22 protein-coding genes are annotated in these 26,012 nt (G+C 62.2%); 18 read left to right on the forward strand and 4 right to left on the reverse strand.

What is annotated here, in order from left to right:
• The first annotated feature begins 28 nt into the window (after positions 1-28).
• From kynU to C8D99_RS03665, 12 genes are all read left to right on the forward strand, one after another.
• Complete coding sequence (gene kynU, locus C8D99_RS03610; protein WP_133956471.1) at positions 29-1,318, forward strand: kynureninase; 1,290 nt, start codon at positions 29-31, stop codon at positions 1,316-1,318.
• 151 nt (positions 1,319-1,469) lie between these two features.
• Positions 1,470-2,675: a M20 metallopeptidase family protein gene (locus C8D99_RS03615; RefSeq protein ID WP_133956473.1), complete on the forward strand. Its 1,206-nt coding sequence runs from the start codon at positions 1,470-1,472 to the stop codon at positions 2,673-2,675.
• Positions 2,676-2,731: 56 nt separating this feature from the next.
• Positions 2,732-3,823, forward strand: a complete 1,092-nt coding sequence (locus tag C8D99_RS03620) for a M42 family metallopeptidase (protein ID WP_133956475.1) — start codon at positions 2,732-2,734, stop codon at positions 3,821-3,823.
• Between the two features lie 399 nt (positions 3,824-4,222).
• Positions 4,223-5,518 (forward strand): efflux RND transporter periplasmic adaptor subunit, encoded by a 1,296-nt coding sequence (locus C8D99_RS03625; protein WP_166669986.1) that lies wholly within the window; start codon positions 4,223-4,225, stop codon positions 5,516-5,518.
• 12 nt (positions 5,519-5,530) lie between these two features.
• Positions 5,531-8,551 (forward strand): efflux RND transporter permease subunit, encoded by a 3,021-nt coding sequence (locus C8D99_RS03630; RefSeq protein ID WP_133956479.1) that lies wholly within the window; start codon positions 5,531-5,533, stop codon positions 8,549-8,551.
• 138 nt (positions 8,552-8,689) lie between these two features.
• A complete protein-coding gene (locus C8D99_RS03635; protein WP_133956481.1) occupies positions 8,690-9,931 on the forward strand; it encodes a Zn-dependent hydrolase in 1,242 nt (413 codons plus the stop codon).
• 97 nt (positions 9,932-10,028) lie between these two features.
• Entirely contained in the window at positions 10,029-10,721 is a 693-nt protein-coding gene (locus C8D99_RS03640; protein WP_243833823.1) for a DUF5058 family protein, read from the forward strand.
• Positions 10,722-10,740: 19 nt separating this feature from the next.
• A complete protein-coding gene (locus tag C8D99_RS03645) occupies positions 10,741-11,418 on the forward strand; it encodes a hypothetical protein (protein ID WP_133956483.1) in 678 nt (225 codons plus the stop codon).
• Positions 11,419-11,580: 162 nt separating this feature from the next.
• Entirely contained in the window at positions 11,581-12,831 is a 1,251-nt protein-coding gene (locus C8D99_RS03650; RefSeq protein WP_133956485.1) for a TolC family protein, read from the forward strand.
• Positions 12,828-14,081, forward strand: coding sequence for an efflux RND transporter periplasmic adaptor subunit (locus C8D99_RS03655; protein ID WP_133956486.1), 1,254 nt, complete (start codon positions 12,828-12,830; stop codon positions 14,079-14,081). The genes C8D99_RS03650 and C8D99_RS03655 overlap by 4 nt, the downstream gene beginning before the upstream one ends.
• On the forward strand, positions 14,078-14,770 hold the full coding sequence (locus C8D99_RS03660) for an ABC transporter ATP-binding protein (RefSeq protein ID WP_133956489.1): 693 nt from the start codon (positions 14,078-14,080) through the stop codon (positions 14,768-14,770). Before C8D99_RS03655 ends, C8D99_RS03660 begins: the two co-directional genes overlap by 4 nt.
• Complete coding sequence (locus tag C8D99_RS03665; protein WP_243833824.1) at positions 14,763-15,983, forward strand: ABC transporter permease; 1,221 nt, start codon at positions 14,763-14,765, stop codon at positions 15,981-15,983. Before C8D99_RS03660 ends, C8D99_RS03665 begins: the two co-directional genes overlap by 8 nt.
• Positions 15,984-16,061: 78 nt before the next feature.
• On the opposite strand, the gene C8D99_RS03670 is transcribed toward C8D99_RS03665, so the two are convergent.
• The 3 genes from C8D99_RS03670 to C8D99_RS03680 form a co-directional block, all read right to left on the reverse strand.
• Positions 16,062-17,606, reverse strand: coding sequence for a hypothetical protein (locus tag C8D99_RS03670; protein ID WP_133956491.1), 1,545 nt, complete (start codon positions 17,604-17,606; stop codon positions 16,062-16,064).
• A 539-nt stretch (positions 17,607-18,145) separates the two neighbouring features.
• A complete protein-coding gene (locus tag C8D99_RS03675; RefSeq protein ID WP_133956494.1) occupies positions 18,146-19,291 on the reverse strand; it encodes a GGDEF domain-containing protein in 1,146 nt (381 codons plus the stop codon).
• A gap of 164 nt (positions 19,292-19,455) precedes the next feature.
• Positions 19,456-20,649 (reverse strand): MFS transporter, encoded by a 1,194-nt coding sequence (locus C8D99_RS03680; RefSeq protein WP_133956496.1) that lies wholly within the window; start codon positions 20,647-20,649, stop codon positions 19,456-19,458.
• A 102-nt stretch (positions 20,650-20,751) separates the two neighbouring features.
• Here C8D99_RS03680 and C8D99_RS03685 point away from each other — a divergent pair, with 102 nt between their 5' ends.
• From C8D99_RS03685 to C8D99_RS03705, 5 genes are all read left to right on the forward strand, one after another.
• Positions 20,752-21,150 (forward strand): translation initiation factor, encoded by a 399-nt coding sequence (locus C8D99_RS03685; RefSeq protein ID WP_133956498.1) that lies wholly within the window; start codon positions 20,752-20,754, stop codon positions 21,148-21,150.
• 104 nt (positions 21,151-21,254) lie between these two features.
• Positions 21,255-22,163, forward strand: coding sequence for a DMT family transporter (locus tag C8D99_RS03690; protein ID WP_166669988.1), 909 nt, complete (start codon positions 21,255-21,257; stop codon positions 22,161-22,163).
• A 26-nt stretch (positions 22,164-22,189) separates the two neighbouring features.
• The gene (locus C8D99_RS03695; protein WP_133956502.1) at positions 22,190-23,335 is read left to right on the forward strand and encodes a 2-oxoacid:acceptor oxidoreductase subunit alpha; all 1,146 of its coding nucleotides are present in this window, start codon (positions 22,190-22,192) and stop codon (positions 23,333-23,335) included.
• A complete protein-coding gene (locus tag C8D99_RS03700) occupies positions 23,332-24,162 on the forward strand; it encodes a thiamine pyrophosphate-dependent enzyme (RefSeq protein ID WP_133956504.1) in 831 nt (276 codons plus the stop codon). Before C8D99_RS03695 ends, C8D99_RS03700 begins: the two co-directional genes overlap by 4 nt.
• The gene (locus C8D99_RS03705) at positions 24,159-24,686 is read left to right on the forward strand and encodes a 2-oxoacid:acceptor oxidoreductase family protein (RefSeq protein WP_133956506.1); all 528 of its coding nucleotides are present in this window, start codon (positions 24,159-24,161) and stop codon (positions 24,684-24,686) included. The genes C8D99_RS03700 and C8D99_RS03705 overlap by 4 nt, the downstream gene beginning before the upstream one ends.
• A gap of 40 nt (positions 24,687-24,726) precedes the next feature.
• Here the strand turns inward: C8D99_RS03705 and C8D99_RS03710 are convergent, their stop codons facing one another.
• Positions 24,727-25,095 (reverse strand): winged helix-turn-helix transcriptional regulator, encoded by a 369-nt coding sequence (locus C8D99_RS03710; protein ID WP_133956508.1) that lies wholly within the window; start codon positions 25,093-25,095, stop codon positions 24,727-24,729.
• Between the two features lie 152 nt (positions 25,096-25,247).
• On the opposite strand from C8D99_RS03710, the gene C8D99_RS03715 reads away from it, so the two are divergent.
• On the forward strand, positions 25,248-25,784 hold the full coding sequence (locus C8D99_RS03715; protein WP_133956510.1) for a GNAT family N-acetyltransferase: 537 nt from the start codon (positions 25,248-25,250) through the stop codon (positions 25,782-25,784).
• Positions 25,785-26,012 lie beyond the last annotated feature (228 nt).

Here is a 26,012-nt window from a genome sequence, read left to right on the forward strand (position 1 = left end):
ACGATCTGAAGGAAAGGATGGCGGACCTATGGACGAACGATTCGCAGCATTCAGGTCACGGGCCTGTGAAATGGACAGGTGGGACCCTCTGAAATCCTTCCGGGAACTTTTCCACATTCCTCCGGGAACGGTCTACATGGACGGCAACTCCCTGGGACTGCCCCCGAAGGCTGCCGGGGACGCCCTGGCGAAAACTTTCGGTGAATGGCGGGACCTTGCCATAGGCGGCTGGCTCGAGGGAACCCCTCCCTGGTTCCACCTGGCGGAGGAGGCGGGACGGAGGATGGCTCCCCTCATGGGGGCCTCCCCCGACGAAGTGGTCATGTCCGGCTCCACCACGGTGAACCTCCACGCCCTGGTGAGCACCTTCTACCAGCCCTCCGGAATCCGGACGAAGATCGTGGCCGACGAGCTGAACTTTCCCTCGGACATATACGCCCTGGCAGGCCAGGTGAGACTGAAGGGGCTTGACCCCAAGGAGCACCTGGTGCTGGTGCGCTCCAGGGACGGCCGCACCATCGACGAGGACGACATCATCTCCGCCTTCGACGACCGGACGGCCCTGGCCCTCCTGCCCGGGGTGCTCTACAGGAGCGGCCAGCTCCTGGACATGGAGCGGCTCGTAAAGGAAGCCCACAAACGGGACATTCTCATCGGCTTCGACTGCGCCCACTCCGCCGGAGCCCTCCCCCACAGGCTTTCAGACTGGGATGCCGATTTCGCCTTCTGGTGCAGCTACAAGTACCTGAACGGAGGCCCCGGCAGCCCCGCGTTCCTGTACATCAACAGAAGGCATTTCGGGCGCGAGCCGGGCCTCGCCGGCTGGTTCGGCTTCGACAAGAGCCGCCAGTTCGACATGGACCTTGAATTCAGCCACGCCCGCTCCGCCGGAGGATGGCAGATCGGCACTCCCCCGGTGCTTTCCGCCTCTCCCCTGCTGCCTTCCCTGGACATATTCTCCAGAGCGGGCATGGAACGTCTCCGGCATAAATCCCTGGCCCTCACCGGCTTTCTCGCCGAAATCCTCGAAGGGACGCTTTCTTCCGCCCCTTACGGCTACTCCGTGGGCACTCCGGGAGAGGAGCACCGCAGAGGCGGTCACCTGGCCGTGGAGCACCCGGAAGCCTGGAGGATCTGCCAGGCCCTGAAAAAAAGAAAAATCATCCCGGATTTCCGCCCCCCCAGGGTCATCCGCCTTGCCCCCGTTCCCCTCTACAGTTCCTTCGGGGATGTTCTTGCCGTCGCGGAAGCCCTGAAGGAGATCGTGGACGGCCGGGAGTACGAGGACTTCTCCCCGGTCCGGGACGCGGTATCCTAGCCTTGTGCAACAAACGGGGTCCCTTTCATGGGATCCCGTTTTTTTCTGACCCCGGACGCACAGATGACCGTCTGTACAAAACCTTCCCTTTGAACTACTATTGCACCGTACAGCCTGTTTTATTGGAAGATTGCGAAAAGGAGGAGATCGAATGATGGATTTTCGGGCTGCAGCGCAGAAAATGCACCAGACTATTGTAGAGTGGAGAAGAGATCTGCACAGGATACCCGAGACAGGCGTCAACACCCCCCAGACGGAGGCCTACGTCTGCGCCGAGCTGGACAAAATGGGGATACCCTACCGGAAGGGACTTGGGGGCCACGGCGTGGCCGCCCTTCTCGAGGGAAAACGGAAGAAACCCGTTTTCGCCATCCGGGCTGACATGGACGGCCTGCCCATAAAGGAGGAGACCGGCCTTCCCTTCGCTTCCACCAACGGATGCATGCACGCCTGCGGCCATGACGCCCACGCCGCCATGGGCCTGGCCGCGGCGAAGATCCTTCTCGAGGCGAAAAACGAGCTCGAGGGCTCTGTTCTCTTCATCTTCCAGCCGGGCGAGGAAGGCTGCCCCGACGGCCCCGGAGGAGCGAAAAGAATGCTCGACGACGGCGCCTTCGGCAATCCCGCACCGGATGCCATGGCTGGGCTTCACACAGGCTCTATCTGGAAGGACTTTGTCCCGGGAGAGATAGGTTACCGCCCGGGCGGCATCATGGCCTGCATGGACCGGTTCGAGATCCTCATCAAGGGAAAGGGGTCCCACGGCGCCTACCCCCATGGCTCGGTGGACACCATCTCCATCGCCGGGCAGATCATCACGGAGCTCCAGACAATCGTGAGCCGGGAAGTGGACCCCCTCGAGCCGACAGTAGTCAGCCTGGGCGAGATCCACGCCGGAACTGCCTTCAACATCATTCCGGGGGAGTGCCGCATCACCGGCACAGTGAGAGCGCTCAACCAGGCAACCCGGGAATTCCTGGCCCGCCGTATCGAGGAGGTCGCCTCAGGTGTCGCCTCGAGCATGCGGGGAAGCATCGAATTCAAGTACGGATGGGAAGGCCCGGCCCCCGTGGTGAACGATCCCGCCATGACAGAAGAACTCAGGCTTGCCGCGGAGAAGATCGTGGGCCCCGAAAAGGTCAGGGAAATCTCCCGTCCTTCCATGGGAGGAGAAGACATCGCCTTCTTCCTGGAGAAAGCCCCGGGGACGTTCTTCTTCCTGCCCGGCTGCAATGAAGCGAAGGGACAGACCTGGCCCCACCACAACAGCAGATTCGATATCGACGAAGACATCCTCTGGATAGGACCGGCCGTTCTGGCCACCATGGCCTTCGACTGGCTGAAGAAACAGGCATGATCGCAGCGGGGAGCCCCGGGGGCTCCCCGCTGCCTTTTTTGAAAGGAGAGAATTCCATGCTGAAGGAGAGGCTCAGAGGTTTGCTCAGGGAACTCACAGGCATCCCCGGCGTGTCCGGCGAAGAGCAGAAAGTCATCGCCGCGATGGCGGACAAACTCCGTCCCATGGCCGATGAGCTTTCGGTGGACCGGTGGGGAAACATCGTGGCCGTGAGAAAGGGCGGCCTTCCGGGACCGAAGGTAATGGTGGCGGCCCATGCCGACGAAATCGGCCTGTGCGTGAAGAACATCCTTCCGAACGGTTTCCTCCTCATGAGCCGCATAGGCGTGGTGAGCGACCTCCTTCTCCAGGGACGGAGAGTGAGGATCAACGGCTCCATCCCGGGCATCCTGGGGATCAAGGCCGGCCACCTCATGAGCGCCGAGGAACGCACGAAGGTCAAACCCATGAACGAATGCTACATCGACGTCGGAGCCTTCTCCCGGGACGAAGTCCTGGCCATGGGTATCCGGGTTGGAGACCGCATCGCTTTCGAGGGCGATTTCATGGAGATGACAAATCCAGACCTCATCTGCTCCAAGGCCGTGGATGACCGGATAGGGTGCTCCATCCTCACCGCGCTTTTCGAGGAGCTGCAGGGAATGTCCTTTCCCGGCACCCTGTGCGGCGTCATCACGGTCCAGGAAGAGATTGGGCTTCGGGGAGCAGCCATGGTCAGCGGGCGGGTGGCCCCCGACTACGCCATAGCCCTCGACACCATTCCAAGCGGAGACACCCCGGACGTAAGCTTTGACCGCCAGCTTCCGGTGCGGCTGGGCGGCGGGCCTGCCGTCGCCCTTTTGGACGGCTACGACTCCGCTTTCATCGCCAACGTGGTCCACCCGAAAGTGCGACGGATACTCGAAGAGGCCGCAGAAAGGGCGGCGGTGCCCCTCCAGATGGTCACCCTCGGGGGGGAGGTCTATACCACCGATGCCGCGAACATCTCTCTCGAAGCCAACGGCATTCCGGTAGGCCTTCTTCTGACGCCCCGGAGGTATTCCCATTCGCCCGTGGAGCTGGTGAACCTCAACGACGCCGTCAGCGCGGTCCTGGTACTGAAGGAGATGATCCGGGAAAACGGTTCCGTCTCCCTCGATTTTATCTGAGTTCCCGGCGGGAAACCGCCTATATGACATTGTGTTCACGATAAGTAGTTTTACCTACTTTACAAATGGCTCGTTCGATGCTAGCATAACGAATACAGTATTTTGGATACAGGCATTGCGCATCTCCTCCCTTTCTTCCCTGAAGAAAGAGGATTTCGGCCCTGCTTACGGGCAGAAACATTCATTCCCTGAACATCGGGGCCGGTTTCCCCAACCGGCCCCGCCTCCTTTTTTTTCTGGCGAAATTTCTTTCTTTGCTGTATATTCCTGCCATAATCCCTTTCCGGGCTTTCGGCCTGACAGGCGTTCATAGTTTTCCCTGGCGGCGGGAGTCTGCTTCCGGCGGTTTTTAGCCGGGCTGCTTCCGCTTCCTACCTTTTTTCGGGGAGGATGATACCCTTGGCACGTGGGGCAAAAAAAAGAATTGCAGGCATTGCGCTCACAGCAGCGGTCGCGGCAGCACTCTATCTCTTCGCGGGCAAAGGAACCGTGGAAAAAGATGCCGTTCAGACTCCCCTCCCGTCCAGGCCGGTGAAGTACATGACCGTCGCCGTGAGGGACGCCGGAGGGGAAAGGACATTCCCGGGGAAAGTAGTCGCTTCCCAGAAGGTGGACCTGGCCTTCAGGGTGTCGGGGCAGATCATCGAACTGCCCTCCGTGAAGGGAGTCTACGTGGAGGAAGGAACGCTGCTCGCCCGTCTCGACCCGAGGGACTTCCAGATCCAGCTTGCCAATGCGAAGAACGAGCTGGGGAACGCCAGGGCACAGCTTGATGCCATGAGGGCCGGGGCAAGGAAAGAAGAGGTCGCCATGCTCTCTTCGAAGGTGGAGTCTGCCCGGGCCCAGATGAACGACGCCCTGACCACCATGGACCGGGTGGAGAAACTCTACAAGGCGGGCGGCTTTTCCAGGGCCGAATACGACAAGGCCCGCACATCCTACCAGGTTGCCCGCTCCGCCTACCAGAGCGCCTCCCAGGAACTTGCCAGGGCCCGTGCGGGCGCCAGGCCGGAGGACATCGCCGCCATGGAATACACCATCAGGGGGATCAAGGGACGGGTGGCGGCGGCCGAGAACGCCCTGAAGGACACGGAACTCCGCGCCCCCTTCGGCGGAGTGGTCGTCGAAAGGTACGCCGACAACAACCAGAGCGTCCAGAAGGACCAGCCTGTGGTGAGCCTCCAGGATCTCGGTTCCCTCGAAGTATCCATTTCCGTTTCCGAGCGGCTTGTGGCCCTCGCCCGAAGAGACGTTCTCACCCATGCGGCTGCGAGATTCAGTACCCTGCCCGACAGGCGCATCCCCCTCGCGTACAGGGAAGCCTCAGCCTCGGCCGACCCCCAGACCCAGACATACCTGGTGACCTTCTCCCTGGAAAAGCCGGAGGAAATCACCGTCCTCCCCGGCATGACCGTGGACGTCATCGTCACCGGCCTCGACCCGTCCTTGCCCGGTTCTCTGGAAGTGCCTTCCGAAGCAGTCTTCGCCGGAAAGGGAACGGAGCATTTCGTGTGGAAAATAACGGGCACGGATCCTCTGAAAGTCACGGCGGTTCCGGTGCTGGTTTCCGGCTTCCGGGCCGACATGGCGGAAGTGAAGGGAGAGCTGGCGCCGGGAGACAGGATCGTCACGGCTGGAGTGTCCTTTCTGCAGGAGGGCGACCCGGTCACCCTCTACGAAGGACCCCGCCGTTAGCGGAGGGGCGCCATGAATTTCGCCGATTTTTCCCTGCGGAAAAGCACCATCACCTGGTTTCTCACCGTCCTGGTCGTCATAGGAGGCGTCTGGGCCTACGGGAGGCTCGGGAAACTTGAAGACCCGTCTTTCACCATCAAAACGGCGGCCATAAGCACGACCTACCCCGGAGCCTCGCCGCGGGAGGTAGAGGAAGAGGTAACGGCTCTCATCGAATCCGCCGCCCAGAAACTCGGCCAGACCGACAAGGTCCGGTCACTCTCGAAAGAAGGAGTGTCCATCGTTTACGTGGACATCAAGGACACCTACACGGCGAAGGATCTTCCCCAGATATGGGACGAACTTCGCCGAAAAATATCGGATATCCAGTCCAGCCTCCCCCCGGGAGCGGGCCCGTCGGTGGTGAACGACGACTACGGCGATGTCTTCGGCGTATATTTCGCCCTCACCGGGGACGGCTATACCTTCCGGGAGCTGGAGGATCACGGAGACTTCCTGCGCCGTGAGCTCCTTCTCGTTCCGGGGGTGGCAAAAGTGGAAATCGCCGGCATCCAGCAGGAGGTCATCTACCTGGAGATGGACCGCACCCGCATGGCTGCCCTGGGAATCTCCCTGGACGAAATATCGAACCTTCTTTCCGCCCAGAACGTGGTCACAGGAGCGGGCTCGGCAGCCGTGGGGCCGGAGCTGCTTCGCATAGCCCCCACGGGATACTTTTCGTCCCTGGACGTCCTGGAAAACCTTCTGCTCCGGGCAGGCTCCGGGCAGACCCTCCGGCTCGGCGACATCGCCTCGGTATCCAGGGGCTACATGGAACCTCCGGCAAGGGCCATGCGGTTCAACGGCAAACCCGCCCTCGGCATAGGCGTCTCCAATGTGGACGGGGGCAACGTGATCACCATCGGCGAAGCGGTGAAGCAGAGGCTCCGGGAACTCCTCCCCCGGACCCCCGTGGGGATGGAGATGCATCTGATCTACTACCAGGCGGACACAGTCAAAGAGTCCATCGACAACTTCGTCACGAACCTTCTCGAGGCCCTCGCCATCGTTATCGGCATCCTTCTCGTCTTCATGGGCCTCCGGAGCGGCCTGCTCATCGGCGCCATGCTCCTTCTCACCATCCTCGCCACCTTCGTCGCCATGAAACTCGCGGCCATCGACCTCCACAGCATCTCTCTCGGGGCTCTCATCATCGCCCTCGGGATGCTCGTAGACAACGCCATCGTGGTGGCCGACGGCATTCTCGTGGGAGTCGAGCAGGGGAAGGACCCCGCCGCTGCCGCCAGGGAGGTGGTGGGGCAGACCCAGATGCCCCTTCTCGGGGCGACCATCATCGCCGTAATCGCCTTCGCTCCCATAGGACTCTCCCCCGACAGCACGGGTGAATACTGCCGGAGCCTCTTCCAGGTGGTGGGCATTTCTCTTATGCTCAGCTGGCTCCTCGCGGTAACGGTCACCCCCCTCGCGGGAGCTGCCGTCCTCAGGACAACGAAATCCGCAGTCTCCACCGATCCTTACGGCACGCCCATCTACAGGGCGTACCGGAATTTCCTCCGGATCTGCCTCACCCGGCGAAAGACCGTCATCGCCTCGGTGTTCGTCTTGCTGGTCCTCTCCATGGCTGCCTTCAGCATGGTGGACAAATCCTTCTTCCCCAACTCCACGAGCCCCATGTTCACCGTGGATTTCTGGCGGATCAGGGGAACCGGCGTGGAAGCCACCCTTGACGACGGCCGGAGAATGCAGGCCTTCCTTTCCGTTCAGCCCGAAACGAAATCAGTGGCCGTCTACGCGGGAGAAGGAGCGCTGCGTTTCATCCTCACCTACACCCCCGGGGACCCTGCGTCAAACTACGGCCATCTTATTGTGGAGGCTACGGATTCCGAGGGAGCTGAACGGCTGAAAAGCAGGCTCGCAGAATTTGTCCGGGCCGAACTGCCCCATCTCGACCCGAGAATCCGCTCTTTCAGCAAGGGAACCGGCGGCGGCGCGAAGGTCCAGGTCCGCTTTCTGGGCGAGGATCCCGACACCCTCAGGGACCTCCGGAACAAAGCCGTGGCCGTTCTGAAAGAAGACCCCGACAGCATCAACATACGGGACAACTGGGGCGAACGGGTCAAGGTCATCCGCCCCGTCCTGGGCGATACCATCCAGGAACTCGGCCTGACCAGAAAGGACGTGGCGAACGCCCTCAAGGCGTCCTATTCGGGACTGAGAGTCGGGCTCTTCCGGGAAGGGGAAAAACTTGTCCCCATGATGGCCCGTCTTCCGGCGGAAGAGCGGGGCAGCCTGGAGAATCTGGGCGAGACCCAGATCTGGAGCACCCTCTCCCGGCGGTACATCCCCCTCGCGCAGGCGGCACAGGACATCGAAGTGACCGCCGAGGACCCGGCCGTTTACCGCATCAACCGCATGAGGGCTCTCACCGTGGAGGCCGACAGCGGTTCAGGGTCGGCTGCCGCCCTTTTCAGCCGAGTCCGGGAAAAGATTGAGTCCCTTCCCCTGCCCCCCGGCACCACCATGGAATGGGGCGGTGAATATGAAAACTCACGCAAAGCCCAGGGCGGTCTGATGGGAATGATCCCCGTGGCCTTCATGGTTATTGTGGTTATTCTGGTGGCCCTCTTCAACGGCCTCCGGCAGCCCCTCATCATCCTTCTCTGCCTGCCCCTGTCCGTCATGGGCCTTTCCGTGGGGCTGCTGGTCATGGGAAAATCCTTTGACTTCCTCGCTCTCCTGGGGTTCCTGAGCCTGGCCGGGATGCTCATCAAGAATGCCATTGTCCTCATCGACCAGATCGACCTCGAAATCCGGCTTGGGAAAGCCCCCTTCGACGCCATCCTGGATTCGGGCATCAGCCGGTGCCGTCCCGTAATGATGGCGGCTCTCACCACCGTCCTCGGCATGATCCCACTCTACTTCGACGTTCTTTTCTCCGCCATGGCGGTGACCATCATGTTCGGCCTTTCCTTCGCCACCGTGCTGACCCTGGTGGTCGTTCCGGTGCTCTACGCGGAAGCGCTGAAAGCCTAGTTCCGCCCCGTTCGACGCATCCGGCCCCATGATGGGGCCGGATGTTTTTTCAACACTTCCAATTTGCCCTTTATTTCGTCTCTTTTCGGTTCTATAATATGAAATGTTTTTGACATGTTCAGAGAGGAGTGAAGTGTCATGTCGTTGAATGTGGACATTTCCCGCCTGATGAGCCGCCTGGAGATCCTGAGCGGATTCAACGCCACTCCGGGAAAGGGAATTACGAGGTTTTCCTATTCACCTGAGGACAGGGAAGCCAGGAAATATTTGGAAGCACTTTTCTCCTCCATGGGCCTGAAAACGACTGTGGACGGAGCGGGAAATATGCGGGCGCGCCTGGAGGGATCAGATCCGGGCGCGCCCGCCGTTCTCTCCGGTTCCCACATCGACACCGTCCTTCACGGTGGAAAGTACGACGGCGCAGTGGGTACCCTTGGGGCCATCGAGGCTGTCCAGGCAATCATGGAAAGCGGCCTCCCCCGCCGGTGTCCTCTCGAGGTGGCGATGTTCGCCGAGGAGGAAGGGTCCAATTTCGGCTCCACCCTCGCGGGAAGCAAGGCTCTCGTGGGAAAATACACCCTCGCCCATATGGAGAAACTCAAAACTCCGGAAGGAAAATCCATGGCCGGCCTGCTCCGGGAAGGGGGATACACCCCGGAATCCATGGCGGACAACCTCCTTCGTCCGGAAACAATCAAGGCCATGGTGGAACTCCACATCGAGCAGAGCGTGGTGCTCGAGTCACGGGGAGTTCCAGTGGGCATCGTCGAAGCTGTGGCGGGCATCAGGGTCCTTGAAATACGGATCAGGGGCGTGCCGAATCATGCGGGGGCCACCCCCATGACGCTCCGGCAGGATCCTCTGGCCGCCGGGGCCCGGCTCATGGGCACCATCGAAGACCTGGCGAAGAAATCGGCGACGGGCTCCACCGTGGCGACAGTCGGAAAGATTCTCTGCCGCCCCAACGTGTCCAACATCATTCCGGAAGAAGTCACGTTCACCGTTGACATCAGGGATGTACAAGACGCCGGGATAGAATCCGTCGCGGCCGGAATAGAGAAGGCGGCCGAAGCTCTCGCCGCCTCGAGGGACGTCTCCGTGGACGTGGTGCACATCTCCGAATCCGCCCCGGTTCTGCTTGACGGGCACATCGCCGGCGTAACGGAAACCTGCGCCCGGAGAAGAAATTTTCGCTATGCGCGCATGAACAGCGGCGCCGTCCACGATGCCTGCATGTTCGCCCCCCTGGTGCCCACCGGGATGATCTTCATCCCGAGCAAAGGGGGCAGAAGCCACGTGCCCGAGGAGTTTACCGGGAAGGAGGACATTGGAAAGGGGGTCTCGCTGCTGGCGGACGTACTGTACGAACTTTCGAAATGAAAGGAGGCGGGAAGGACACATCCGGAACACGGCGGCCAACATAGGGAGAAAGAGTGCTGAAAAGGCTGTTCATTGAGAGGAAAGGGAGGTGTCTTGCGTGGACGAAGTGTTGAAAGTGGCAAATTCCATGGGTGCATGGCTCACGGCCGCTCCAATCGTCATCATCGCCCTGGTCCAGGTGCTTCTGTACTACCGGCAGATCTACCACGCCGCCGATGCGGTGAACCTGACCAGGGAACAGCTTTCCCAGGCCTTCCGCACCGGTATGGTGACGTCCATCGGCCCCGTGGTGGCCATCTTCATCATCATGGTGGGCCTCATGTCGGTGATAGGCGCCCCCATGGCCTGGATGCGCCTCGCCGTCATCGGCGCCGCTCCCACGGAGCTGACGGCGGCCACCCTCGGCGCCGACGCCATGGGAGTGAAGTTCGGAGGAGAGGGCTACACTCTCCAGGTGATGGCCGTCTCCTGGTGGACCATGGCCATCAACGGCGTCGGCTGGCTCCTGCTCGTGGGGCTTTTCGCCCACAAGCTGGAGGATGTCCGGGAAAAGGTGGGCGGCGGGGACACGAAATGGCTGGGAATCCTTTCCACGGCGGCCATGATCGGCGTGTTCGGCTACCTGAACAGCCGGAATCTGACGGCGGTGAGCGGCCCCCTCGTGGCAGCCGTGACGGGGGCCGTATCCATGGTCCTCCTGCTGCAGGTGGCGAAGAAAATGCCGCAGATCAAGGAATACACCCTCGGCATAGCCATGCTTATCGGCATGTTCGCCGCCATGTTCTACTAGGGAAGGAGAGGTGACTGAAATGGCAGCGGAACAGATCAACGAGCAGAAGTACCACGAGGTATGGACCACGCCGGTCATCCGGCTCGGCATCAGCACCATGCTCCTGGCCTGCGTGCTGAGCTTCATCCCCCTCATCTACCTCTACATGGTCCACGGCATCCTGCCTCCCTTCTCTGCCGCACTCACCGCATGGGGGCTTGTGGCATCCGTCTTCGGCGCCTTCTACATCGTGGAGCCCATCTCCTACTACCCCATCCTCGGCCTTGCGGGGACCTACATCTCCTTCCTCAGCGGCAACATCTCCAACCTCCGCCTTCCCTGCTCCGCCATGGCCCAGGAAGTGGTGGGCGTTGAGGAAGGGACCAAGCAGGCGGAGATCATCGGGACCATGGGGATCATCGGCTCCGTGGTGGTGAACCTTGCCGGGGTGACCCTGGCGGCCTTCGTGGGAGCGTGGATCATCGGCCTCTTCCCGGCCTTTGTGGCTGACGCCTTCCGGAAATTCACCGCTCCGGCCATCTTCGGCGCCGTGTTCGGCCAGTTCGCCATGAGGCAGCCCAAGCTGGCTCCCTTCGCCCTGGCCATCCCCCTCACCCTTCTCCACTTCAAGGCTCCCATATGGCTGGTGATCCTGGCGTCGGTGTTCGGCACCATCGCCATTTCACGGATATTCTACAAGGCAAAGCTCATTCACTGATTCTTCTCCTATGAGCCGGGGGCCCTCCGGGGCCCCCGGCTCTTTACCTTTCTTTACCCTCCCCGCAGATTCACGAAAAAAAACTGCACCAAATACGGACCGGCCATCCCCTCCATAGGGTTAGAATAAGGGCGAACAGACAAACAAAGGGGATGGAAGCCCATGAACAAAAGAAATTTCGCTCCCGCACTTCTTGTAATCCTGGCAGTGCTGACTCTCTCGGGAACCCTTTTCGCCGAAGAAAAAACGATCTCCCTGGAGGAATGCCTCGCCCTGGCCGAGGCGAACCACCCCGCCCTCGAAGAGGCCCGGGCGGCCCTGGCCGGACAGCAGGCGAAGCTCGGCCAGGTGCGGGTAAGCAACGCCCTGAAGGGAAACCTCTCAGCGTCAGGTTCGAGGAATTCCGGCAGCGACGGATCCTATACCACGTCCTTCTCCGTGAGCAAGCTTCTCTCCGACTCCGGCAAGAACGCCCTGGAGAGGAAAAGCCAGGGCCTGTCCGTGGATGCCGCCTCCGAATCGCAGCGGGAGACCGTGCTTTCCGTGCGCACCGGCGTCAAGGACGCCTACTACGGGCTGCTCCTGGCCATGCGCAAGCGCGACCAGGCGGAGTCGGCGGTGAAGACCTACCAGCGTCACCTGGACAAGGCCCGGGGGTTTTACGATGCCGGAGTCAAGGCCCGGTTCGACGTCACCAAGGCAGAAGTGGACCTGAGCAACGCCCGGATCGACCTGGTCTCCGCCGAGTCGTCCCTCGAAACCGCCAGGGCCGCCCTGTCGCGGGCCGTGGGCGTTCCCCTGGACCATGCCCGGCCCGTATCGGACTTCCTTGCCCCGAGGGACATCCCCGCTGAAAATTTCGCCCTGGAGCAGGCCCTCGAAAACCGGCCGGACATCCGTTCTTCCCGGCTGAAAAGCCGGGCCGGAAAACTCGGCATATCCATCGCCGCAAAGGGCAACGCCGCCGAGATTTCAGTTTCTGGGTCCGCAAAGCTCTCTGGCACGTCACTTCCTCCCAACGACGATTTCAGAGTAGAACTTAAACTCTCGGTTCCCGTCTTCGACGGGGGACTGACGGAATACAGGATCGCCGAGGCACGGGCATCCGCCGACGGGCTGGACGCCTCCCGGAAAAAGCTTGAGCAGACCATCCGCTATGAGGTCCTGTCCGCCCTCCTTTCCGTCCGGGAGGCGGAGGCCCGCATCTCCGCCGCCGAACTGCTCGTCCGCCAGGCGCAGGAAAACCTTACCCTCGCCGAAGGGCGGTACGAAATGGGCGTGGGGAACGTCCTCGAGGTCGCCGACGCGCTCCTTGCGTTCAACTCCGCCAGGGTCAGTCATTTCCAGGCGCTCCACGATTACAGCACCGCCGTTTCGGACCTCGAACAGACTCTCGGAGGTGAATTCAAATGAAAAAGGTTTTAATCCTTCTGATCCTCATCGCCGCCGGTTTCGCCTATCTTCGGTTCTCCCATTCCGACGGGCCCCGGTACACGTTCCGCACCGTTCCCCTGGAGAAGGGAGACATCACCTCCACCGTAACCGCCACGGGCAAGCTGGAAGCCGTCACCGTGGTGGAAGTGGGGACCCAGGTCTCGGGTACCCTCAAGGAAATTTACGCCGACTTCAACCAGCACGTGAAAAAGGGAGAGCTCATCGCCCTCATCGACCCCGACGTGCTCAAGGCGAAGCTCGAGGAAGCGAGGGCGAACCTCGCCGTGGCGAGGGCCTCGGCGGCCAGGGCGCGGGCCAATCTTGCGGAGAGCGACCGGAACCTCAAGCGGTACAAGGAGCTGTGGAACCGTCAGCTCATCGCACGAAGCGAACTCGACGCCGTGGAAACCACCCGGCTGACCAACAGGGCAAGCGTCCAGGAAGCGGATGCCAGGGTGCTCCAGGTCCAGGCGTCCCTCAGGCAGGCGGAGACGAACCTGGAATACACAAAAATCCTCTCCCCGGAGGACGGCGTCATCATCTCGAGGGAGGTGAACGTAGGCCAGACCGTGGCCGCGAGCCTGTCGGCCCCCGTTCTCTTCACCATCGCCAAGGACCTTTCGGACATGCAGATCGAGACGTCCGTGGACGAGGCCGACATATCCAGGGTAAAGGAAGGGCAGGAAGTGGAATTCTCCGTGGACGCCTACAGCGGAACCACATTCAAAGGGAAGGTGAAGCAGGTGCGCATCTCCCCCGCCACATCGGACAACGTGGTAACCTACCCCGTCATCATCTCCGTGGCCAACCCGGACCTGAAGCTCAAGCCCGGAATGACGGCCAACGTGTCTATCGTCACCGACCGCCGGAAGGACGTCCTGAAGGTCCCCATGGCGGCCCTGAGGTTTTCCCCTCCCCCGGAGGATGCCGCTCCGCAGACTGCCGCCGCCACGTCGTCCCCCTTCAGTCCTTCCATGCCCCGACGCCGACCCGGAGGCGGAGCCGGCCAGGGCAACGGGAACGGCAACGCGGGCAGGACGGGAACGGTGTCCTCCGTCTGGACGGTACGGGACGGTGTCCTCGGAGAGAAGATCCAGTTCCGCGCCGGCATCGGCGACGGCTCCTTTGTGGAGGTCATCACCTCGAAGGAGCTGAAGGAGGGTGACCTCCTGGCTGTCTCCTTCTCGGAGCAGCCAAAGGAATCCCTGTGGGGGAAGATCTTCAAATGAGCCTCATCGATGTTCGGGACATCGTGAAAATCTACCGCACCGGCGACGTGGAGCTCCGGGCCCTGGACGGAGTGACCTTCACGGTGGACCGGGGGGAATTCGTCTCCATCATGGGGCACTCCGGCTCGGGCAAGTCCACCATGATGAATATCCTCGGCTGCCTGGACGTGCCCGACGAAGGCTCCTACTCCCTCGACGGCAGCGAGGTGGGGTCCCTGCCGAAGGACGCCCTCGCCGGAATCAGGAACAGGAAGATCGGCTTCGTCTTCCAGGGGTTCAACCTCCTTCCCCGGGCCACCGCCCTGGAGAACGTGGAGCTGCCCCTCATCTACGCGGGGGTTCCGGGAAAAACCAGAAAGGATCGTGGGAAGGCCGCCCTCGAGCGGGTGGGCCTCGCGGAAAGGATGACACACCGTCCAAGCCAGATGTCAGGAGGCCAGCAGCAGCGGGTGGCCATCGCCCGGGCCCTGGTGGGAGAAACGCCCCTCATCCTGGCTGACGAGCCCACGGGCAACCTGGACACCAAAACCAGCGAGGAGATCATGAATCTTTTCGTGGAGCTGAACCGGGAGGGCAAGACCATCATCCTGGTCACCCACGAACCCGACATCGCCGAATACAGCTCCCGGACCCTCATGTTCCGGGACGGCAAACTCACCGGCGACGAAAGGAGGGCTCCCCGTGCTTGAGACCCTCCGCACCGCCGTGCGCTCCCTGCTCTCCAACAAAATACGGTCGGCCCTCACCATGCTGGGCATCATCATCGGCGTCGCCGCAGTGATCACCATGGTGGCCATCGGCGCCGGGGCCAGCGTCAACATCCAGAAGTTCATCTCCGGCGTGGGGAGCAACATCCTCATCGTCATGCCCGGAGCCTCCACGGCGGGAGGCGTCCGCCAGCAGGCGGGATCGGCATCAACTCTCACGGTGCAGGACGCCGAAGCCCTGGAACAGGAAGCTTTTGCCCTGAAGGGCGTGGCCCCGGAGATTTACAGCAGAACCCAGCTCGTCTACGGCAACATGAACTGGTCCACCATGATCACCGGCAGCACGCCCTCCATCTTCGACATACGGGAATGGCGCATCGCCGACGGGCGGTTCTTCCTTGACGGGGAGGCCCGGAGCGGAGCCAAGGTGGTTGTCCTCGGCTCCACGGTGGCGAAAAACCTCTTCGGTGAAGAAGACCCCATCGGCAAGACCATCCGCATCCGGAACGTCCCCATGGATGTGGTGGGCGTCCTGGCCCCCAAGGGTCAGACCCCCTGGGGCCAGGACCAGGACGACACGGCCTTTGTCCCCTTCCGGACGGCCCAGCTCCGGCTCTTCCGCCGGGCGGCGGCAAACTCGGTCCAGAGGATTACCGTCTCGGCCCTGAACGGCGACTCCGTGTCCGAGGCGGAACGGGAAATCAAGGCCATCATCAGGCAGCGGCACCGGCTCTCCGACCGGGAAACCGACGACTTCGACGTGCGGAACATGGCGGAGATGCTCGATGCGGCGGCCCAGTCCACCAAGGTCATGTCCCTGCTCCTCGGGGCGGTGGCCTCCGTCTCCCTTCTCGTGGGCGGCATCGGCATCATGAACATCATGCTCGTCTCCGTGACGGAACGCACCAGGGAGATCGGCATCCGCATGGCCATCGGCGCCCGGGGATCGGACATCCGGACCCAGTTCCTCATGGAGGCCCTGCTTCTCTCCGTGGCGGGGGGGATCATCGGCATCGTCCTCGGCACGTCGGCATCGAAGATCATCACCGGGATTCTCGGCTGGGCCACCGTCGTTTCAACCGGCTCCATCGTGCTGGCCTTCGGCTTTTCCGTCTTCGTGGGTATTTTCTTCGGCTTCTATCCCGCCTGGAAGGCCTCCCTCCTCAACCCCATCGAAGCCCTGCGATACGAATAGGCGGTACCGAATCGAAAGGAGCTCCCCTCTCATCGGAGGGGAGCTCCTTCGTCATGGCCGATCAGTTCCGCGGGCGGTCTACTTTTTCCGGCCCGCCGCGAGAAGGGCCAGCGGCGCGAGGAGCATCATCAGGGACGGAGCGAAGGATCCGCCGGCAGAGCACCCGCCGCTTCCCCCCGTATCGTACTGGACCCGTATGGGGCCGCTGAAGGCATTGAAGAGAAGCTCTCCGTCTTCGAGGTACTGCAGAACGGCATAGGCGCCGTTTCCGTGGTTGGACCGGCCGAATAGGGTCTGGTGCACCGTCCTGCCCGTGTTCCAGTCGAGCCCCGTTATTTCCCAGCCGTTCCCGGGGGTGAACCCGTTTACCAGCACCATCCCCGCAGACTGGCTGTGGACGGGAATCATGCTCGTGGAAGAGACGTCGGGGCGTGCCCAGAGACTGGACCATTCGTCGTTTTCAGGGTTCCATTCAAAGCGCTCCACACCGTAGGATGTAGGGTAGGCGGGCCCCATGAGCGCGACCTGGAGGATCTTGTTTTTCCCCGGCAGGTCGGGGTCCACCGTCCCGGGCAGGTTGTTCACCACGAAGGCCCCGTATCCCGAAACTACCACCGACTGCTCCGACTGTACCCATTCCGGAAGCTCCTCAAAACCGCACGTCACAGGGATCTGCCCCGCCAGCCGCTCCCCTCCGGCCGGGATCTCATCCCGCCAGAAGGCGAGAAGATGCATCTGTTCAGCACCGTCGGTTATGACAACCAGCCTGTCCTCGTTTTCCCCAAAGCCCATCAGGGTCGGGGTGGAACCGGTGCCGTAGCCCATCTTTATCATGGGAGGAAGTACTGCGGAGCCTTCATAGGCGCACTGCCAGGCACCGTCATCGGGGCTGTCGGAAATCCCGCTTCCCGTCCAGACGAGTTTGCGCATCATTCCTCCCACCTGGGGAAGAACCCCGGCGCTGGCAATGTATATTCCGCCGTCTTCGTCCACCGCAATGGAGTTGCTCACATATTCGTAATCGGCAAACCGGTAGAAATGAACCGACGATAAATCAAGATTCCTGTCGATGACGGCCACGCCGTTGCTGAACGTGACTATCAGATGGCCGTCGTAGGCCATGGACAGGCCGAAAAGCCGGGTAATGGCAGGAAAACCAGAACCCTCTATAGCGGTAATGATATTCTCAAGAACGTAGCGTACCGCAATTCCTGCGGAGGGGTCGCCGGGGTCGGCAAGGGCAAAACCGTACAGGTTGTCGCCGAAATGGGTGTACAGCACATTTTCGTTGTCCACAACAGAGTACGAACCATTCCCGAACCTGTCCCCGTAATTATTTCCAAAAAGGTCCCCCAGGAACTGGTCCATCTCGTCGACATCCATCCCCTCGGCGGAGGACTCTCCGAACTCCCTGAATTTTTCGCCCGGAATGGCCGGAAGATCTCCCCCTGAAGCGTCTTCAAGGGCCTCAAACCTGGCGACTTCTTCCCATGCACCGTCCTTAATATTCACGTAGGCGACGCGGTCGGTCCCCACCGCCCACATGAAGTCAGGATCTGTGGATGCCAGGGTTATGATATTGACGGGGCCCCCATAGGAAACGGGCTTGCCGGCAAGATCCACGCGGAATGCCCCCCGGGGAGGGCCGAAAGGAGTTGAATCGCTCTGGGACGAGTCAAAATGGGTGATTCCATATATTTCCGAAGAGAGAAAGGGATTCGGAGCCGGTTTGTTGAGCGATTCCGCCGGTCCCGGCAAAAGAAGAAAAAGGAACAACAAACCAACCGCCGCAGAAAGGAAAATCCCGCCTTTTTTTCCGGCAAAGCTGTTCATCTTCCAGCCTCCTCTTGTGAAAATGCGGATCAAAGCAGTTCGTCCGATCGTCCCCTTGCACGCAGGAGTTTTTTCGTAATTTTTTGTATTATCACCTCTTTTCGCCTAAACTGAATTGTAGCACTTCAGCCGTTGTTTTTTTATAATCTGCCGAAATTATCTAGGAAATTTTCTACCCGTTACGATAGGGCATGATTCCGGCAGCGCTGATGATACGCCGCAGGAAGATTCCGGGCGCGGAAGCGGTTCCGTAAGGAAAAAGAAAGAAGGAGGTCTCTCTCCCGGAGCGGAGAGAGACCTCCTTCTATCAATCCATCGTGAATCGGACTTCAGTTCCCGTGCCTTTTGGCCCGGTAGAGGGCGTCGTCCGCCCGGGAGAGCAGGTCGTCAAAATCGGGGTCCCCGAGGTTGAGCGCCGCGGTCCCGGCACTGATCCTCAGGGGAATTTTTCCCTCGTGCCATGGAAGAGGATGTTCGGCCACGGCGGACACGAGACGCTCCTCCACCCCGAGGGCCATGATGTGGTTGGCCCCCGGCAGGAGAACGGCGAATTCGTCCCCGCCCAGGCGGCCTACCACGTCCTGGGGACGGACGCTTTCCCTGATGAGATCGGAGAGGTGCTGGAGCACCCTGTCACCCGCTGAGTGTCCGAAGGTGTCGTTGACCTTCTTGAAGCCGTCGGCGTCTATCATGATCAGCGAGAGGGGCTCACCGGACCGGGCGGACCGGGCGATCTCCCGGAGGGCCAGGTCTGAAAAGGCCCTGCGGTTGAACAGCCCCGTGAGGGGGTCGGTGAGGGCGAGCTGCTCCAGGTGACGGTTGAACTGGCCGTTACAGAGCAGGAGGTAGGAAAAGTTGATGAGGACGAACCCCACGGCCGAGCCGGAGAAAAGAAGAGTCTGCCAGAGGTTGTTGTGCAGAAGGGCCGTTTTATACCCCCCGAAAAACAGGGTCCCGACCGCTCTTGCGACAAAAAGAAGGCTCACGAGCCAGAAGCTGCCGCTGGCCGTATTGCGCACCGACGTTCCGGAAACGGACCTGGACCGGAGGATCCTGATTCCGGAGAGCCCCATGAGGAAGGAAAAGGCGAGGGACATGACGATAACGCGTGTGGACAGGGAGGGAACGGCGGCGTAAAAAAACAGGTTCACCCCCGTCACTGCGGCAGCAACCGCAAAAGTGAACCAACGGTTGGTTACCTGCCCGTCGAAGAGGCGGAGGGCCTGGTAATACTCTCCCGCACCCCAGAGCATCAGGAAATTGGCCAGAAGCACCGAGGAGAAGGAGGTCAGCCATATTCCCTGGAGTCCTGCTGCGAGAACTCCCGACATCAGGAACACCGCTCCTGCGCCCATGACATTCATGCTCCTCCGGAGGGTTCCGGAGTAGGATCTCGACGCGAAGACAAGCCCCGCACCGGTCAGCAGACCGTAAAGGAATGTGATGATAAAAACCGTCCGGACATCAAGGATCACGGCGCAAAACGACCTTTCGGGAAGGAAGAGCGCTCTTTGGCTCTCCCCGGAATATTATGCACATAATACTCTGCACCGGTGAATCTTTTGGATTATATCATCTCTTTCCCGGGGTGCGGAAGGTCCGTGCCGTACCGGTCAGGCCGCTCAGCGAGGGGAACCGGTCACCCCGTTTTCTTCCGCCCGAAGGTCTCCGGCGTCAGGAGCGCCCCGACCAGCCCGGCCGCGGAAACGGCCAGGGGCAGAAGAAGGACGTGCCGCCAGGCATCTCCGGGTTCAAGCGCCGCAGCGCCTTCAAGAACCCTGCCCATGGAGGAGGTGAGCACCGCCACGGCAAGGAAGGCCACGGTGTTCATCACGGCGATGGACAGGCCCGTGTGCTCCGGGAGGTTCAGCTCCCTGGCCACGGACCACGGGATGACCAGCGCTCCTGCAAAGAAACCCAGACCGCCGAGAAGGACGGCGAGCCCGGGGCGGGGGAAGGAACCTGGGAGATAGACAAGGAGCCCCCACAGGAAAAAATGGGCCAGGGCAAAGAGGCAAAGAGGCTTCTTTCTGCTCCGCCACAGGTCGGAAAGCTTTCCGGCGGCCACGGCGCCCGCCATGACGCCCCCCGCCAGAAGGGTCATGAGGGGCGCCCCGTCGATCCGGTGAACGGCCCTCAGGTAGGAGATTCCCCATGTGCCGGACAGGGCGAGGAAGCAGGCCTGGCTGGAGAGGTAGTTGAGAGTCACGGAATACATACCCGCCGAGGAGAACACGTTTCTGAGACCTTCCGCAAGGGCGGGGAAGGCAAAGGGCCGTCGTCCGCCCCGGGGGAGGATCAGGAAGCAAAGCAGGGAAAGCAGGAGGGAAACGCAGCCGAGCAGGACAAAGGACCATCTCCAGGTGAGGACGGCCACGAGCAGGGCCAGGGGCGCCTGGGCCGTCATGCCTCCCGCGTTGCCGATGAGGGACGTGATCCCCGAAAGGGTGGCGAAGCGCTCCTCCTCGAAGTTGTCCGCCAGGAACTTCATGGTGCAGACGAAGGCACCCGCAACACCGGCCCCCATGAGGACCCTCCCGGCAAAGAGCAGCGCGGGGCTGCCCGCCGAGGCGAAGAGAAGGGCTCCCGCTCCCGCGGCGGCCATCCCCCAGGCGGCGGTGAGCCTGGGTCCGGCGGTATCCGCCAGGATGCCCACGGGCACCTGCATCAGGGTATAGGCATAAAAGACCATGGAGGACATGAGGCCGAAGGTTCCGGCGGTCAGTCCGAATTCCCTTCCGAGAGGGGCGGCGAGCACCCCGGCGGAGAGACGGAGAACATAGGCCATGTGGAAACATGCCGCCAGAAGCAGCCATCCCGTCCGTCGCGCCAAGATCCTTCCCCCTTTCCCTGTATATTTCAGAAGATCTATTCTAGAATATTTTCGGGAAAAGGGATACCTCCAACTACCCGGCCCGCAAAGGAGACGTGCGTCATGGCAGGAAAAGGAAAAAAGGAGCGGATTTCAGTGGAGGCGGATGCTTCTCCCCTCGGGATTTCCCTGGGGACCCTCCTGGGGAAAGAGACCCCTCCGGAGGAACCCCCTCCGGAAAAGGCACGCCCCGATGCCCCCCCTTCCTCCGGGGAAGGGAACCTGCCCGGCCGGGCCGTCCTTTCCAGGGAGACGAAGGGACGGGGAGGCAAGACCGTCACGCGCATTTCCTTTCGGGACGGGACTCCGCGGGACACGGCGGCACTGTCGAAGAGCCTCCGCACGGCCATGGGCTGCGGGGGGACCGTGGAGGGAGACGACATCCTGCTCCAGGGAGACCAGGCGGACAGGGCCTCCGCATGGCTGTCAGCGAAGGGGGTCAGGACCCGGCGGGGAAACTGAACCTCCGCCGGCGGGAAAAACCATATTTGACTGAAGAGGGTCCACGGGCTACGATTGACCCGCTTCTTTGTTCCATACAATATCAGAAGGTGTTGACTCAACCCATGGGTACCGACAAAAACCGCGCACAGGGAATGATCCTCGTTCTGTTGGCGAGCATGTGCTGGGGCACCACGGGGACGCTCCAGGAACTGGCCCCCCCGGGTACTCCCCCCCTCACGGTGGGCTCCGCCCGCATTGTCATATCAGCGATTCTCCTGCTGGTCTGGTGCGCCTGGCGGGACGGCGGTCTCGGCTTCCTCCGCCGGACATCCATCCCAGCCCTCCTGGTCAGCGTGGCGGGCCTCGTGGGGTTCCAGTTCTCCTTCTTCACCGCCCTCAAGCTGACGGGAGTTTCCGTGGGAACCATGATCGCCATCGGCGCCTCGCCCATGTTCGCCGGGGCCCTCGGCTCCTTCGTGCAGCGGGAGCCCCTCTCGGCCCGGTGGTTCCTCTCGACGCTGGTCGCCGTACTGGGGTGCACCCTGCTGGTTTTGGGCGGCTCCTCCGGTCCCATGGTCCTCGAACCCCGGGGGATAGCCCTCGCCTTCACCGCAGCCTTCTGCTACGCCTTCATGGGGCTTGGCTTCAAAATACAGGGGGCGCGGCTGAACGACACCCAGACCATCGCCGTGGCTTCCGGAGCGGCCAGCTTCATCGCCCTTCCCGTGCTTCTCATGCTGGACTCCTCGTGGATATTCAGCGGCGCCGGGTTTGCCGTGGCCTTCTCCCTGGGCTTCGCCACCATGGCCCTTCCCATGAGCCTCTTTTCCCTGGGGCTTCGAAAAATCTATCTCCGGGACGCCTACACCATTTCCCTCGCCGAACCCCTTACGGCCTGCGTTCTCTCCGCCCTCATCCTGGGAGAGCGGCTCACTCCGGTCTCCATGGGCGGGGCGGCCCTGATTCTCTGCGGCATCCTGCTGCTCCCCGTCAAAGAGGCGGCGAAGGAACCCGCGGAAGGGACGGCTTGAGGAATTTCGACATGAAGGAGGACTCCATGACCGGACTTCAATCCGTTTTCACGTCAGGCAACGAGGCCATCGCAGAAGGGGCGATTGCGGCGGGAGCTTCGTTTTTCGCCGGATACCCCATCACCCCGTCGTCCGAAATCGCCGAGACTGCCGCCAGGCGGCTTCCCGAGACCGGGGGCATGTACGTCCAGATGGAGGACGAACTGTCGGGCATGGCCGCCATCGTGGGGGCATCCGTCTCCGGGGCGAGGGCCTTCACCGCCACCAGCGGCCCGGGCTTCTCCCTGATGCAGGAGAACCTCGGCATGGCCGTCATGGGGGAAATTCCCTGCGTGGTGGTGAACGTCCAGCGGTCGGGCCCCTCCACCGGCATGGCCACGAAACCCGCCCAGGGGGACGTGATGCAGGCCCGGTGGGGCACCCACGGGGACCACGGCATCATCACCCTGGCCCCGTCGTCGGTGCAGGACTGCTACGACTTCACGATCCGGGCCTTCTCCCTGGCCGGCCGGTTCCGCACACCGGTGATCCTGCTCGCCGACGCGGCGGTGGCCAAGCTGAAGGAGAACGTCCGCTTCCGCTCCCCCGCGCCTGAAGAGAGGGCCCCGCGGCCCCTGCCGGACTGCCCCCCCGAAGCCTACCGGCCCTTCGCCGTGGACCCGGAGGAGAAGGCCATCACGCCCCTTCCCCCCTTCGGGAGCGACTACATCTTCCGCATCACCGGCTCCATGCACGACGAAGCGGGAGGCCAGGGAGCCTCCCCGGCGAACGCCGACCGGGTGATCCGCCATCTTGCGGGCAAGATCGAAAAGAACCGGGACGTCATCGTCCGGGTCCGGCGCTTCTTCCTCGACGACGCTGACCTGGCCGTCATCTCCTTCGGATGCTCCGCAAGGTCAGCCCGGGCCGCCGTGAGGGAGGCCAGGAGGCAGGGCATTCCCGCGGGGCTCCTGGAACTCACCACCCTCTGGCCCTTCCCCGACGACGACGTGCGGGACGTGCTCTCACGGGTCAGGGGCGCCGTGGTGCCGGAGCTGAACCTCGGCCAGGCCGCGGGGGAAGTCCGGCGGCTCAACGATTTCGGCATTCCCGTGAGGGGGATCTGCCGGGTGGACGGCACCCTCATCCCCCCGGGGGACATCCTCTCCGCTCTCAGGGAGGCCCGGTCATGACGGCCCGGAACTTCAGGGAATACCTCGCGGAAAACCGGCTGCCCACCATCTGGTGCCCCGGGTGCGGCAACGGCATCGTCCTGAAGGCCATCGCCGGCGCCTTTGCCGACCTCGGGCTGGACCGGAGAAAGACTGCCGCCGTCTCGGGCATCGGCTGCTGGGGATGGGCGGACGACTACCTGGCGGTGAACGCCTTCCACGGGACCCACGGGCGGGCTCTCGCCTTCGCCACGGGGATCAAGCTCGCCAACCCGGAACTCACCGTGGTGGTCCTCATGGGCGACGGCGACGGCGCCACCATCGGGGGCAACCACCTGATCCACGCGGCCAGGAGGAACGTGGACCTCACGGCGGTGGTGGTGAACAACTACAACTACGGCATGACGGGAGGACAGTACTCGGGCACCACCCCCCGGGGAAGCATTACCTCCACCTCGCCCCTGGGCCACGTGGAGGACCCCTTCGATCTCTGCGCCCTCACGGCCGCTGCGGGTGCTCCCTTCGTCGCCCGGGGATCGGTGTGCGGCGGAGAAAACCTCCGCGCCCTCATCCGCCGGGGCCTTGAGCACAGGGGGTTCTCCTTCGTGGAGGCGGCGTCCGTCTGCCCAACCCATTTCGGCAGGAGGAACGGCCTGCGGACGGCGGTGGAAGCCTTCTCGTGGCTCCGGGACCATTCCCTATCCCGGAAAAGGGCAGCCGGGCTGTCCGAAGAGGAACTTCACGGAAAGCAGGTCCTGGGCGTCTTCGCCGACCGGCAGTCCGAGGACTACGGCACCCGGTACCGGAAAGCGGCTGAAGCCCTCCGGGGAGAGGGGGAGTCGTCATGAACGGAAAAACGGAAATCGTGCTCGCGGGCGTGGGAGGCCAGGGGCTCGTCACCATCGGGGGCATCCTCGGCGAGGCGGCGGTGCTGGAGGGACGGAACGCGTGCCTCTCGTCCTCCTACGGAACGGAAGCCCGGGGCACCTTCACGAAATCGGACGTGATCATCAGCGGCGACGAGATCGACTTCATCGAGGCCGAGAACCCCGCCGCGGTCCTCTGCCTCGCCCAGGCCGCCTACGACCGGTACAGCCCCGTCCTCGGGCCGGAGGCGGTCCTGGTGTACGACAGCGACACGGTGTCCCCGTCGGGAAAGGGCGCGGCCCGGGAAAGGGGCTATTCCCTCTCGTCCCTCGCCGGACCGGGGACGGCCAACCTGGCGGCCCTGGGGCTCGTGGCCGCCCTGTCAGGCGCGGTCCGGGAGGAGTCAGTCGCGGTAGTCATCAGGAAAAAGACGGCCTCCTCGTCGCCCCTCCGCAAGGGGAGCGAAGAGGCCTTCCGGAAAGGCTTCGCGGCAGCCTCGCTCTAGACAAAGAAAAAACCGCCGGCTTTCAGGGGGAAGGGAAGAATCAGTCTCCCTTCTCCCTGCCGTGAACGGGGATGCACTGACCGCAGAAGGAGCATTCCCCCCGGACCAGCCCGTCGTCCTCCAGCCCCCAGCGGCGGAGCTCCTTGAAGACGGAGAATATGCTCGTCCCCATGTCCGACAGGGAATATTCCACCCTCGGCGGCACCTCGGCGTAGACCGTCCGGACGATCAGACCGTCCTCCTCCAGTTCCCGGAGCTGCTGGGTCAGTACCTTGGCGCTAACGGCCGGAATGGCCGCCCCCAGCTTCCCGTACCGCACCGCTCCCTGGGACAGTTCCTTCAGGATCAGCAGCTTCCACTTCCCGTTGATCAGCGACAGGGTTGACTCGATGGGGCATTTCCCGCCCATGGCACGCCTCCTTGTTTCCCTGCAGGAACATTGCTTTCCTCCAGGTAGGTATGGTTACAAAAAAGTGCATACTTGCGAAAAGAAAGGGGCGCTTTTACAGTAGCAAATACGGCGCCGGAAGACAATCAGTTTTTTGCGGGGGAGGAAGGGTCATGAAGAACATCACCATCGAAATCCTCGAGGAAGAGGACATTGAACAGTGCAGGGAACTGTGCGACGAGCTGATGGCTTTCCAGAAGTCGAAGGCCTTTATGGAGCCGGAGCGGTTCGACGGCATGAACTTCGAGACGAGGATGAAAAAAAGCTGGGAGAGCGCCCTTGATAAACACGCCGCCATCGCAAAAGACGGGGCGATTCCCGTGGGGTACGTCTTCTCCACCGTGGAGTCGGCGGAGGGGATGAAGAACTCGTCCTTCAGGCTCCTGCCGGACACGGCCGGCTATCCGGAACGGATCGGGTGCCTCAGCAACCTCTACATACGGGACGGCTACCGGGGTTCGGGCCTGGGGTCCCGACTCTTCGCCATCTCCATGGAGTGGCTGGAGAGCTTTCCGTACATGGAACTGATCTATATCTTCATCTCCAACGGGAACGACGAGGCCATGGATTTCTACCTGAAACACGGGTTTTCCTACAGCCACGACGTGCTCGGCGGGTTCATCCAGGCGGTGAGCAAAAGGGTCAAATGAGTCCTGAAAACCAACTGCAGATCCTTCGCTCCGCTCAGGATGACAAAAAAGCCCCCTGTCATCCTGAGGAGCGCAGCGACGAAGGATCTCGGGTTTGATTCAAAAGTTCCCAAGTACGAGATTCTCCCCCTCCGGGGATGCTTCCTCCGCTTCGCTCAGGATGCTCCGCGACCGCGATCGGGCTTCGCCCTTCGGAATGACTTTAGGGCTTCGCTCGGATTGACGGCG

The organism is Aminivibrio pyruvatiphilus, assembly GCF_004366815.1.
Taxonomy (GTDB): domain Bacteria; phylum Synergistota; class Synergistia; order Synergistales; family Aminobacteriaceae; genus Aminivibrio; species Aminivibrio pyruvatiphilus.

What these genes read in the sequence shown, in the direction of transcription:
- kynU (WP_133956471.1), top strand. Translation starts at nt 29, where the DNA reads ATGGACGAACGATTCGCAGCATTCAGGTCACGGGCCTGTGAAATGGAC.
- C8D99_RS03615 (WP_133956473.1), top strand. Translation starts at nt 1,470, where the DNA reads ATGATGGATTTTCGGGCTGCAGCGCAGAAAATGCACCAGACTATTGTA.
- C8D99_RS03620 (WP_133956475.1), top strand. Translation starts at nt 2,732, where the DNA reads ATGCTGAAGGAGAGGCTCAGAGGTTTGCTCAGGGAACTCACAGGCATC.
- C8D99_RS03630 (WP_133956479.1), top strand. Translation starts at nt 5,531, where the DNA reads ATGAATTTCGCCGATTTTTCCCTGCGGAAAAGCACCATCACCTGGTTT.
- C8D99_RS03635 (WP_133956481.1), top strand. Translation starts at nt 8,690, where the DNA reads ATGTCGTTGAATGTGGACATTTCCCGCCTGATGAGCCGCCTGGAGATC.
- C8D99_RS03645 (WP_133956483.1), top strand. Translation starts at nt 10,741, where the DNA reads ATGGCAGCGGAACAGATCAACGAGCAGAAGTACCACGAGGTATGGACC.
- C8D99_RS03650 (WP_133956485.1), top strand. Translation starts at nt 11,581, where the DNA reads ATGAACAAAAGAAATTTCGCTCCCGCACTTCTTGTAATCCTGGCAGTG.
- C8D99_RS03655 (WP_133956486.1), top strand. Translation starts at nt 12,828, where the DNA reads ATGAAAAAGGTTTTAATCCTTCTGATCCTCATCGCCGCCGGTTTCGCC.
- C8D99_RS03660 (WP_133956489.1), top strand. Translation starts at nt 14,078, where the DNA reads ATGAGCCTCATCGATGTTCGGGACATCGTGAAAATCTACCGCACCGGC.
- C8D99_RS03685 (WP_133956498.1), top strand. Translation starts at nt 20,752, where the DNA reads ATGGCAGGAAAAGGAAAAAAGGAGCGGATTTCAGTGGAGGCGGATGCT.
- C8D99_RS03690 (WP_166669988.1), top strand. Translation starts at nt 21,255, where the DNA reads ATGGGTACCGACAAAAACCGCGCACAGGGAATGATCCTCGTTCTGTTG.
- C8D99_RS03695 (WP_133956502.1), top strand. Translation starts at nt 22,190, where the DNA reads ATGACCGGACTTCAATCCGTTTTCACGTCAGGCAACGAGGCCATCGCA.
- C8D99_RS03700 (WP_133956504.1), top strand. Translation starts at nt 23,332, where the DNA reads ATGACGGCCCGGAACTTCAGGGAATACCTCGCGGAAAACCGGCTGCCC.
- C8D99_RS03705 (WP_133956506.1), top strand. Translation starts at nt 24,159, where the DNA reads ATGAACGGAAAAACGGAAATCGTGCTCGCGGGCGTGGGAGGCCAGGGG.
- C8D99_RS03710 (WP_133956508.1), bottom strand. Translation starts at nt 25,095, where the DNA reads ATGGGCGGGAAATGCCCCATCGAGTCAACCCTGTCGCTGATCAACGGG.
- C8D99_RS03715 (WP_133956510.1), top strand. Translation starts at nt 25,248, where the DNA reads ATGAAGAACATCACCATCGAAATCCTCGAGGAAGAGGACATTGAACAG.